Origin of the sequence: Caldicoprobacter algeriensis, assembly GCF_023838525.1 — a bacterium.
GTDB lineage: Bacteria > Bacillota > Clostridia > Caldicoprobacterales > Caldicoprobacteraceae > Caldicoprobacter > Caldicoprobacter algeriensis.
This window is the reverse complement of sequence record NZ_JAHUQD010000032.1, coordinates 1-10,837: the sequence shown is the minus strand read 5'-3', so window position 1 is coordinate 10,837 and position 10,837 is coordinate 1. Positions and strand designations below refer to the sequence as shown.

Here is a 10,837-nt window from a genome sequence, read left to right as displayed (position 1 = left end):
ATTTATATCCATTCACAATCACCCCTGCATCTTTCTACAGGGGATATATATTCGACAAAAAATCCAAAAATCCTTTTGGTAATATATGTAATTTAATTACCTGTTTTTGACATGCGGAGACTCGGTTTTAGTATTTGTTCTGCTTAATTTTATTTCTTTTTTGAAAATTATGCATCTTAGGTAAAACAATAAAAAGCGCCCTGCTGTACAACCACATCACCTTAAACCGTTTGTCTAAAGCAGGGCACCTGTGAACTACCAACCACCTATAGAGGTGGTGGCTTCATGAGAAGTTTGGTAGTCTAAACTACCCTTATTCTCACAGGGTGGTTCATACACCCACTACTGACTATCCGCTCCACAGCAGACTCGCCAGCTACTTTCCTTAAAATTTTTCTAAGTTTTGTACATTATCTATCACCCAAGGAATATTATATCACATTTTTAGCAATCCATCTCCATCTTGTAGAAGATAGAGTCTTCTTGCATATTTGTTGATAATAGAACGATCAAATACCACACCGTTTCCCATAACAACCAATAAACCCATCGCTGATCTTATAAACATAAATCTTACATGACGCTTTATTTCTAATACACCGGGTCAACGATGACACCCATGAATAGTAGGCTCCCTGTCTCATTGTCGCGTATTACAAAGAAAAACGGACGATTCACTATCATGCTAAAGTTATTGACGGGCAAAGACGTTATCCCCACCTCTACCGAAGTTGCTCCTGATGCTTCGGTGCCTTGCTCATTGGTCTCTACAAAAGTCTTGTGCTTTACGCTGCTTATATATACATTGGCTCCTGGAGCAATGGGATGCATCTTGCTAAAGTTGGCTTTCTCAGCGTCAAATGCCACTTCCATACCCAAAGCCTTTAATGCCTCGTTGAGCTCCACCTCATACTCCAGTTTAAATTTCGGCAGTCCAACTTCGCCCTGGGCGTTAGAGAATGAACTCATCCACTCCTCCCATTTTTCAAAGGTTATGCCGCTGCAAAACTCATTTAGGTCAATGCCCTCATCGGGCAAAAATACCACCATACTTACCCGTCCATTACCGTACGGGAGACTTACAGCCTGGAAGTTTTCACCCTTGTAATAGGGATATTCTTTCCCTGTTTGGAACATTATTGGGTGAGCCTTTTGAGTACCATCGTCCAGGGAAAACGGCTCTTCTCTCGTAAGACCGGGGTCAAATTTATTTGTCCAGCTCCCTTTGAAATACAATGCGTTTATGAGAAACATGATGGTATCGGGAGATATGGCATCTCCAACGATCTTCTCGATCTTGTCTCTCGTCTGCTTCTTCACCCAGTTGTTTATAGTTTTGGAAGTATTAGGTGAATCAAAGTCCAGCTCCTGTACCTCGGCACCGTAGAACTTCCTGTTTATGTCTAGAAACTCATCATAGAAAGACATTCCCTTACGTGTCCATAGCGAATTGGCTATAACCACTTGAATATCAGGATCCGGATTTTGAAGAATGGTTTTCAGGTCAGCATAAGCCTTATTGAAATCCTCTATATCGATTCCCTGTACTTCCAAAACCTCTGCCATGGCATTCTTTGTTTCTCCATCCGCTCCGTTGTATGTCATCGCCAGAGCCATAGCAATGTTTACAGGAGAAATGAACACGTTTTCACCAGGCTGCTGCTCAATGAGCTGCTTGAATAGTTTAAATGCAAACCTGGTATTGGCTTCCACCAACCTGCTATCCACTTCTTTGGCAGGAGGCGGCAATTGTGAACTCCCAATGGAAGCTCCGCTAAACAGCCCGAAATCGCCAAAATATCTTCCAATTGAACTGCAGGAAGCCGTCATGAGCATCACTACAACCAACAATATACACATAAAAAATTTGGTAAAACCCTTCATTGCCTTCCCTCCCTATATCGTTTTGTGTTCACTGTAATAGACGGAGCATAAATTAAAAAGTTGCATTATTTTTCCCTTTTTAGAATAACGAATAATTAACAATTGAGTTGAAAATACTATGACTAGCAAATTCATGAAAGGAGTGTTGTGTGTGGTACAGCTTAATCAACTAGAGCTTCAAAACTTGAGGCATCTAATAGGTGCCCATGAAACGGCATACCAGAAGTTGCAGATGTATGCCCAGCAGGCTGATGACCCACAAATCAGACAAATGTTCCAAAAATCGGCTCAGGATGCTCAAAAAGCCAAACAACAGTTAATGTCATTACTAAACTAAGGAGGTTTACCTATGAGAGAAAAAGATATGGTCAATGACGTACTTTCTATGCTCAAAAGCAGCATAACCACCTATGCCAATGTAATTGCAGAAGCCGAAAATCCTCAGTTCAGGCAAATGGTTCAGCAACTTAGAAACAACTGCGAAACCTTCCAGTACGACCTTTTTAATGTAGCCAAACAAAAAGGATATTATCAGCCGGCAAAACATGCCAACCCTGCTGACATACAAGAAATACGCTCTCAATTTATGATGAGCTAACTAGGCATATAAAAATTAGCCGAGGAGGGCTGAAGCCCTCCTCAAATTTAACAAGTTAAAAACCTAAATTCTTAAGCCAACGAGCACAAAGCTCCGTCCAGCTACTTACAGATGGTTCTCCCAACGCCAACCCCAAGCCATGTCGACCGTGAGGATATATGTGCAATTCAAATGGTACACCACACCGCCTCAACGCTTCAGCAAACAGTAAGCTGTTTTGCACATGAACCGCTTGATCATCAGCGGTATGCCACAAAAATGCAGGAGGTGTATCCGGCATTACATGAAGCTCATTGGACAAAAGTTTTATCAGCTCATCGGATGGATTTTCCCCTATCAGGCTTACCATAGAACCATGATGGCGGTATTCCCCAAAAGTTATAACAGGGTAGCACAATATCATAGCATCAGGCCGGCAGCTCATTCTATTAATTGGATCTTCGACATCAGCACTTCCATTATCAAAATGAGTCCCTACAGTAGATGCCAAATGCCCTCCTGCTGAAAAACCCATTATGCCAATATGATTGGGCTCAATATTCCAATCGGCCGCATTATAACGTACATAACGTATTACCCGCTGCATGTCCATGAAAGGATACGGATATCTGTAGGAAGGAGCAACGCAATAATTAAGCACAAAAGCCGAAATCCCAATACTATTTAACCATAATGCTACAGGTTCACCTTCATGGCAAGCTCTCCTAACGTATCCACCACCAGGACATATAATAATTGCACCACGGGCATCACCGCTGTTAACGATGTAAGGTACAATACTCGGCGTGTCTTCTTTTGTGTCACCTTTTGCCCCCGACACACCGTTAGGCCAAAGCAATATTTCTTCCATAAACCAATCCTCTCATTTAATCTATTTTGATAAATTAGATTATAACACAAAGTGCTTATAATCATGATTTAGGAGCGTTCATTTTAAATTTAAATATATAACAAGCTCACAATAAAAATTTGAGATTTATGGTTGACATCTAAAGACAAATAGTTTAAAATGAATTACGCTAAGATGTGCCCGTAGCTCAGCTGGATAGAGTGTCTGACTACGAATCAGAAGGTCGGGGGTTCAAGTCCCTCCGGGCACGCCAAAACCCTGTAACATCAACGGTTACAGGGTTTTAATTTTTCCCGCGTATAGGGTTTTTCCACACTTTTCCCACAGTCAAAAATATAATCAAAACATAACACACAAACTCTACTAAAACCATTCCACCGCGCAAAACAAAAAAGAGCGACTAAAACTTCTTTATAAAGGCTGGCAAGCCTCCGCACAGTTTTTCTTACATCTTCTCTTGGAGCTTCGACACGATAAATCCTAATTGCAGTTGCAACTATACCATTTACATTTAGCATCCCATCTGGTTCTCCCACTGGCAGCTTGCATTGTTCCTTGCTTGTCGGTGACTCGTCGTGAATGTAAATTAGACAAGACCTGTGCCATTGCTCAAGGTCATAGTCGGACTCTTTTATATCCCCACAAGGCTTGTTGCTGGCCTTCTCTGCTATTTGATGCTCACCCCCTTACAAAAAGGCATAAAAATGCCACCTCAACCGCTTTGGTTAGGTGGTTAGCGATACTAATAAACTGAAAAAGAAGGCAGAAAATTATATCAAAATAGATGCCATAAGCATTACCGATGAGCTGGACTTGCTTATTGCCGAATTGATTTAGTGTGCAAATACTTTTATTTTTATCGCTAATTCTTATTCTTTAATTGGTATACCATCAATTTTGTAACCGTTTAAAAATTCCTCAATTGTATCATATTCTTTTTCGGTTTCTGGTTTGTTGGGCTCGCAAATGTAAATTTTGTCATAATACAAAAGCGAATAGTCTTTGCCATTATATTATTTGATCTCTCCAACAGCTTTCAAGTCGTCAATAAACTCTTGTAGAGAAGAATAAGTATCATACATCTTTCTCATCATTTAACCAATCGTGTGCATGAGGAACAAAATGAAGAAGCGCTCAACGTCTGAATCCTTCTTCAACCAAGAAAAGCTTTAAAAACTTCAAAATTAAAGAAAGAGCAAAAGGACCCCCCTGTTTTACAGTAAAGGAGGTCCTTTTCAACGGTTCAATACTCTTCTTTTGCCTTATTAAAGCAATTCTGGCAGTAACCATCATAAAGGTCTGCACACTCATCGCATACATAGTTGTTGCAACCAGGGCACTGTGCCACTAAATCTTCATCGGTTGGATAACCACATACCACACATTTTACTTTACCAGGCATATGTTTTACCTCCTGTTTACCAATTTTTTATATATTTTTTCAAATTAAACTCAAAATATTCACGCAACAAGAAAAACGGGGCTAATAAAATAAAAGGGTGCAGCTTCTAAGCTACACCCTTTTTCTATGGCGGAGAAGGAGGGATTTGAACCCTCGCGCCGGTTTTACCCGACCTACGCCCTTAGCAGGGGCGCCCCTTCGGCCTACTTGGGTACTTCTCCTCATTGCCGTCTGGCGGAGAGAGTGGGATTCGAACCCACGGTGCCTTTCGGCATCACTGGTTTTCAAGACCAGCTCCTTAAGCCACTCGGACATCTCTCCGCGTTTTCTTATTTGCGTTATATAGTATAACAAAATAGCCCTTCTGTGTCAACAACGTTTTCCCGCTTTTAATCAGCTTTTCCCGCAATCATCGTCTTGGCGCTGCTGAAACCTTTTAAACTATTATTCTCCCCAGTATTAAGACAGCTTAACACATAACACGTCACAGCCATGGATTTATCCTCTTGGTTTTGCATACGGCATCAATCTCCCATTGAAAAGCATCTATATAATCATAACTACCAAAAACTTTAAGAGGACGTTGAAAGAGATCACTTTGTGATCCTTTCAACGCCACCCATATAGGGAACCAGCTTCTCGGGAATAACGACCGAACCGTCTTCCTGTTGATAGTTTTCCAAAATGGCCGCTAGAGTACGCCCTATGGCCAAACCCGAACCGTTGAGGGTATGCACATATTCCGCTTTATCTTGTGGGCTCATCCGATATTTTATGTTAGCTCTCCGCGCCTGATAGTCTTCAAAATTGCTGCAAGATGACACCTCCACATACCTGTTGTAGCTGGGCATCCATACCTCAAGGTCGTACTTCTTGGCCGCCGTAAAGCCCAGATCTGCAGTACACATGAGCACCACGCGGTAAGGCAAACCCAGAAGCTGCAGTATCCTTTCAGCATCGGCTACCAGCTTTTCAAGCTCGTCGTACGAATCCTCCGGCCTTACAAATTTAACCAATTCAACTTTGTTAAACTGATGCTGACGTATCAAACCCCGGGTATCCCTGCCAGCAGCTCCTGCTTCGGCTCTAAAGCATGCGCTATAAGCCACATATTTAAGCGGCAACATATTGCCATCTAAAATCTCATCCCGATGCATGTTGGTAACCGGCACTTCTGCCGTGGGGATAAGGAAGTAATCGGTGTCCACCACTTTAAAAGCGTCCTCCTCAAACTTGGGTAGCTGGCCGGTTCCTATCATGCTTTTCCTGTGAACTATAAAAGGCGGAAACACCTCTACGTATCCGTGCTGCGTTGTATGAACATCCAGCATGAAATTTATCAAAGCCCGTTCCAGGCGAGCACCCATACCACGATAAAAAACAAAGCGGGACCCCGTCACCTTTGCCGCAGTTTTGAAGTCGAGTATATTAAGCTCCTCTCCAATATCCCAGTGGGCTTTTGGTTCGAAATCAAAATTCCTCGGTTCTCCCCAACGCCTTACCTCTACATTTTGCTCTTCAGAGTCGCCCACGGGCACCGAATCGTGAGGAAGGTTGGGGATGGTGAGCAGCACCTCTTCAAGCTGCTCTTCTATTTCCCTGATTTTAGCGTCGTATTCCTTTATGGTGTCCGAGACCTCCCTCATCTCATTTATGATCTCGGTAACGTCCTTTTTCTCCTTCTTTAACCTGGCAATCTCCTCGCTTACCACATTTCTCCTGTTCTTCAACTTCTCAACTTCAGCTATGTAAGCCCTCCGCTTCTCGTCCAGCTCCAGAAACCTGTCTAGATCTACATCTTCCTTTTTTATAGCCAGCTTTTGCCTTACCAGCTCGGGATTGCTTCTTATAAATTTGGGGTCCAGCACAGTAACACCTCCTGCAAAATTGGCTCAACTTAACCTGTTCCTCACTTAAACAGCTCTTACCCCATACTTCAGGGCCTATTAAGTTCATATTAATTATACTACATTTTAGACATTATGCAACCTTTGGAAACATTCAAAATCTGCTTTAAAGCTCATTCCCGGCTCAAAAGGTATCCCTTCTCCTTTAAAGCCGCTTCGATCCTGTCCAGCACAGCAGGGTCATCCGCCTCAATAGTATGCAGGTGTACCCCTTCTGTCAGCGAACATAGAGGTTCAGCTTTTTCCTTTTTCATGGCTTCCATGAAGGCACGTACATCGCTGGGTGACTTTATCATAAGTCGCGCCTTGAATTCCCCGTACACACCGTGCTCTACGCTCACATCCAAAACGGTTCCTCCCAAGTCTACTATAGTCATCAGTTCATCCTCAATACCCTCATCAGAGTGTTTACAGGCTATAACACGCCGGTAACGCCGGGGATACAAATTTTTGGGGATCATATACCCTTGAGGTGTAGCGATTATCTCTTCACCAGCTGCTCTCAATATGGCTATATCCTGAACGATAACCTGTCTGCTCACTCCCAACAGCCTGGCCAGATAAGCACCCGTCACAGGCTGACTGCTTCCCTTTATTATCCTGAGAATCTCCTGCCGCCTTTCGTCAGCTGACATATTCTTTTACCCCCTGTCTGTAAACAAGCCTTTCACCTGCACAAATAATTATACCATTTTTTTCTCAGCTTTTGTGAAAAATTCGTCGTTTATTATATTATCTTTTACTATCCTTACCATCTTTAAAACCATTTCCATTGTAAAGCGCTAATTTCATTTGATGCTCCTCTATCTAAAGCGTACTTAGCCCTGTTTAAAATTTCAGGACAATTCAGCTTTAACGCTCAAGTTAACTTTGTCGTTTAAGCTTTCGTAAAGGTTTAAGCCCAAAACCGGCTAAAGAATAACACAGCAAAGTTTAGGGCACAATAACATTATCTTGATACAAAAAAGCCAATGGGGGCGATTGCAATTGAAGTCGGCACATAAAATGTCCATGTTAATCTACCTTTTTATTTATCTTATGCTGGTACAAAACATGAGGACCATCACAGCCGGTCCAAACCCTGTTGAACTGATAGGCATAAAATCCAGCAAAAAATCCAATTGGACATATACTACTTCTGCTTCCATAACCCAACCCCCTATCAATATGGATGAAAATACCCGCGCACACCTGAAAAACTTTAGAAACGAAGCAGCAAAGTTATGCCAGTCGTACCCGGGAACTTTTTTAAGCAGTCTCCCCACCCAGAAAAAAAAGATTGCGTTGACTTTCGACGACGGCCCTGATTCTCATACCACCACAAAAGTCCTAGATATACTTGAATATTACAATATTCCAGCTACATTTTTTGTAATTGGCCAAAATGTGGACAAGCACCGAGAAGTAATTTACCAGGCCATCAAAAATGGGCATGAGATCGCCAACCACAGCTGGAGCCATATAAGGCCCACCTCTGTGTCCACTTCAGAATTGATAAGCGAGGTAAAAAAAACCCAGGCAAAACTCCAGGAAATGGGAATAACCACTAAAGTATTCAGACCTCCCTATGGTTTGATTACACTCCAGCAGATGGAAGCGCTCAAAGCGCTGGGCTATAAAGCAGTTATCTGGTCTATAGACTCAATGGACTGGTACACCAGCAATCCGCAAGAAATTGTGCAATGCGTGCTCAGCAATGTCCATCCCGGAGCCATTATACTGATGCACTGTGCTGGTGGATCTGACAACCGACGCGGGACTATAGAAGCCCTTCCCCTTATAATCTCCGCGCTTAAAAGAGAGGGATATGAATTTGTGACCATCAAACAATTGCTAGATTTTTAACAAGCTTTGCATGATATCCCGCAAGTTAACCATCAATATATTTCATGGCTGCAACAAAACTGCAAGGCAAATGCAAAACATACGGCTTATAACTACCTTATTTGCATGATTTGCTGCATAAACCGCATATTGCCCTGTTTAACATTGGAGTTTAGTATTGAAATTTTTATATAAAATTCTTGCAAACCCCATTAAAAAGCTTGCATTTTTTTCGAGTTTATATTACTATTATACTGGGTAAGATTTTTGGATAGTTTTAGTTGCTATACAGTTTATTAAAAACTGGAGAAAATAAAGAGGGCAACATTCCCTCTTAATTTATTAACCAAAAATTGTAATAATAGAAAGGGGTTATAAGAATGACTAGACACAAGAAGCTGTTAGAATGGGTAGATCAGATGGCCAAGCTGTGCAAGCCTGATCGGATCTATTGGTGCGACGGGTCAGAAGAGGAATATCAGCGCCTCCTCAATGAAATGGTCGCTTCAGGGATGGCGACTCCTCTAAACCCTGAAAAGAGACCCGGGTGTTATCTGTTCAGAAGCCATCCATCGGATGTGGCCCGCGTTGAAGACAGGACCTTTATCGCCTCCAGAAGCAAGGAAGATGCAGGTCCAACCAACAACTGGATAGATCCTGAAGAACTCAAAAAGACGATGACCGAGCTTTATGATGGCTGCATGAGAGGCAGGACCATGTACGTCATACCCTTCTCCATGGGGCCCATTGGCTCTCCTATCTCCAAGATAGGCGTCGAGCTCACTGACAGCCCTTATGTTGTGGTTAACATGCGCATAATGACCCGCATAGGCAAAAAAGTGCTCGAGGCACTAGGAGAAGATGGTGAGTTTGTGCCATGTCTGCATTCGGTGGGTGCACCCCTTGCCGAAGGTCAAAAGGATACTACATGGCCTTGTGCGCCCATGGAAAAGAAATACATCAGCCATTTCCCCGAGGAGAGAACCATCTGGTCCTATGGTTCTGGTTATGGCGGCAATGCCTTGCTGGGCAAGAAGTGCTTTGCCCTCCGCATAGCTTCGGTAATGGCACGCGACGAGGGCTGGCTGGCCGAGCACATGCTTATCCTGGCCATCACTAATCCCAAGGGTGAACGCAAATACATTGCAGCCGCCTTCCCAAGCGCCTGCGGTAAAACCAACCTGGCCATGATGGTTCCCACTCTTCCTGGCTGGAAAGTGGAGACCATAGGCGACGATATCGCCTGGATGAAGTTTGGCAAGGACGGCAGGCTGTATGCTATAAATCCTGAGGCGGGATTTTTCGGCGTGGCACCTGGCACATCCATGCACTCCAATCCCAATGCCATGCTGACCATTGCCAAGAATACCATATTCACCAATACCGCACTAACCGACGACGGCGATATATGGTGGGAAGGCATTGGGTATGATGCTCCAGGGCATCTCATTGACTGGAGAGGCAATGACTGGTACCCAGGTTCTGACACGCCAGCTGCACATCCAAATGCCCGCTTCACAGCACCTGCCAGCCAGTGTCCGTCAATTGCACCCGAGTGGGAAGATCCCAACGGAGTACCCATATCGGCTATACTGTTTGGCGGCCGCAGGTCCACCACGGTACCACTGGTATATGAAAGCTTTGGCTGGAACCACGGGGTATTCCTGGGTTCAATAATGGGTTCTGAAATCACCGCAGCTATTATATCTGATCAAATCGGTAAAGTGCGCCGCGATCCATTTGCCATGCGTCCTTTCTGCGGATACCATATATGCGATTACTTCCAGCACTGGCTCAACATCGGCAAGACAGCCGATCCTGAGAAGCTGCCCAAGATATTTTTCGTGAACTGGTTCCGCAAAGACAAGGACGGCAACTGGTTGTGGCCCGGATTTGGCGAGAACAGCCGCGTGCTCAAGTGGATATTCGAGAGAGTATCAGGCGAGGGCAAAGCGGTTGAAACTCCCATTGGCTACATGCCAACACCCGATGCCATTGACACAACCGGGCTTGATATAAGTAACAGCGCTATGCAGGAGCTTCTGAAGGTTGACCGTGATGAGTGGCTGCGCGAAGTGGCCTCCATCCGCGAATATTACGCTTCCTTCGGCAATAAGCTGCCCAAAGAGCTGGCCCATCAGTTGGATGCCCTCGAAAAGCGGCTGCGCGAATACAACGGTTAAAAAAGGACGGCCTTATTGGCCGTCCTTTTCATTTTCTTTTTCTTCCTTAACTTAAACATTAAATCCTACATTTCGCATGTTAAAAAATGGGATTTATCTTTTTCGTGTAAATGTCAGGACTAAATCCCAACCATTCTAGCATCTTCAATATCTTTGGTGAAGTATCATTTGGCAAATACAGATCACCAT

The 10,837-nt window shown here is 43.6% G+C and carries 11 protein-coding genes and 3 tRNA genes; 5 read left to right on the top strand and 9 right to left on the bottom strand.

The window, feature by feature from the left end; genetic code table 11:
• Positions 1-591: 591 nt before the first annotated feature.
• Complete coding sequence (locus KVG29_RS12160) at positions 592-1,884, bottom strand: serpin family protein (RefSeq protein WP_252228700.1); 1,293 nt, start codon at positions 1,882-1,884, stop codon at positions 592-594.
• Positions 1,885-2,035: 151 nt separating this feature from the next.
• Here KVG29_RS12160 and KVG29_RS12155 point away from each other — a divergent pair, with 151 nt between their 5' ends.
• Together KVG29_RS12155 and KVG29_RS12150 are read left to right on the top strand one after the other, a co-directional pair.
• Entirely contained in the window at positions 2,036-2,221 is a 186-nt protein-coding gene (locus KVG29_RS12155) for a hypothetical protein (protein WP_252228699.1), read from the top strand.
• 12 nt (positions 2,222-2,233) lie between these two features.
• Positions 2,234-2,482, top strand: coding sequence for a spore coat protein (locus tag KVG29_RS12150; RefSeq protein ID WP_252228698.1), 249 nt, complete (start codon positions 2,234-2,236; stop codon positions 2,480-2,482).
• Between the two features lie 55 nt (positions 2,483-2,537).
• Here KVG29_RS12150 and KVG29_RS12145 read toward each other — a convergent pair whose 3' ends face one another.
• Positions 2,538-3,332 (bottom strand): alpha/beta hydrolase, encoded by a 795-nt coding sequence (locus KVG29_RS12145; RefSeq protein ID WP_252228697.1) that lies wholly within the window; start codon positions 3,330-3,332, stop codon positions 2,538-2,540.
• Between the two features lie 176 nt (positions 3,333-3,508).
• On the opposite strand from KVG29_RS12145, the gene KVG29_RS12140 reads away from it, so the two are divergent.
• Positions 3,509-3,585 (top strand) — tRNA-Arg (locus tag KVG29_RS12140).
• A 13-nt stretch (positions 3,586-3,598) separates the two neighbouring features.
• Here the strand turns inward: KVG29_RS12140 and KVG29_RS12135 are convergent.
• The 7 genes from KVG29_RS12135 to KVG29_RS12110 all read right to left on the bottom strand — a co-directional run bounded on the left by KVG29_RS12135 (position 3,599) and on the right by KVG29_RS12110 (position 7,276).
• Positions 3,599-3,850 (bottom strand): hypothetical protein, encoded by a 252-nt coding sequence (locus KVG29_RS12135; protein ID WP_252228696.1) that lies wholly within the window; start codon positions 3,848-3,850, stop codon positions 3,599-3,601.
• A 725-nt stretch (positions 3,851-4,575) separates the two neighbouring features.
• Positions 4,576-4,734 carry a hypothetical protein gene (locus tag KVG29_RS12130; RefSeq protein ID WP_252228695.1) on the bottom strand — a complete coding sequence of 53 codons (159 nt, stop codon included), beginning with the start codon at positions 4,732-4,734 and terminating at the stop codon, positions 4,576-4,578.
• A 127-nt stretch (positions 4,735-4,861) separates the two neighbouring features.
• A tRNA-Ser gene (locus KVG29_RS12125) sits at positions 4,862-4,955 on the bottom strand.
• Between the two features lie 11 nt (positions 4,956-4,966).
• Positions 4,967-5,055, bottom strand: a tRNA-Ser gene (locus KVG29_RS12120).
• A gap of 68 nt (positions 5,056-5,123) precedes the next feature.
• Positions 5,124-5,252: a hypothetical protein gene (locus tag KVG29_RS12490; RefSeq protein WP_276576564.1), complete on the bottom strand. Its 129-nt coding sequence runs from the start codon at positions 5,250-5,252 to the stop codon at positions 5,124-5,126.
• A gap of 75 nt (positions 5,253-5,327) precedes the next feature.
• On the bottom strand, positions 5,328-6,602 hold the full coding sequence (gene serS / locus KVG29_RS12115) for a serine--tRNA ligase (RefSeq protein WP_252228694.1): 1,275 nt from the start codon (positions 6,600-6,602) through the stop codon (positions 5,328-5,330).
• A gap of 152 nt (positions 6,603-6,754) precedes the next feature.
• Positions 6,755-7,276: a transcription repressor NadR gene (locus KVG29_RS12110; RefSeq protein ID WP_252228693.1), complete on the bottom strand. Its 522-nt coding sequence runs from the start codon at positions 7,274-7,276 to the stop codon at positions 6,755-6,757.
• A 370-nt stretch (positions 7,277-7,646) separates the two neighbouring features.
• Here KVG29_RS12110 and KVG29_RS12105 point away from each other — a divergent pair, with 370 nt between their 5' ends.
• A complete protein-coding gene (locus tag KVG29_RS12105) occupies positions 7,647-8,486 on the top strand; it encodes a polysaccharide deacetylase family protein (protein WP_252228692.1) in 840 nt (279 codons plus the stop codon).
• 359 nt (positions 8,487-8,845) lie between these two features.
• Positions 8,846-10,648, top strand: a complete 1,803-nt coding sequence (locus KVG29_RS12100) for a phosphoenolpyruvate carboxykinase (GTP) (RefSeq protein WP_252228691.1) — start codon at positions 8,846-8,848, stop codon at positions 10,646-10,648.
• Positions 10,649-10,837 lie beyond the last annotated feature (189 nt).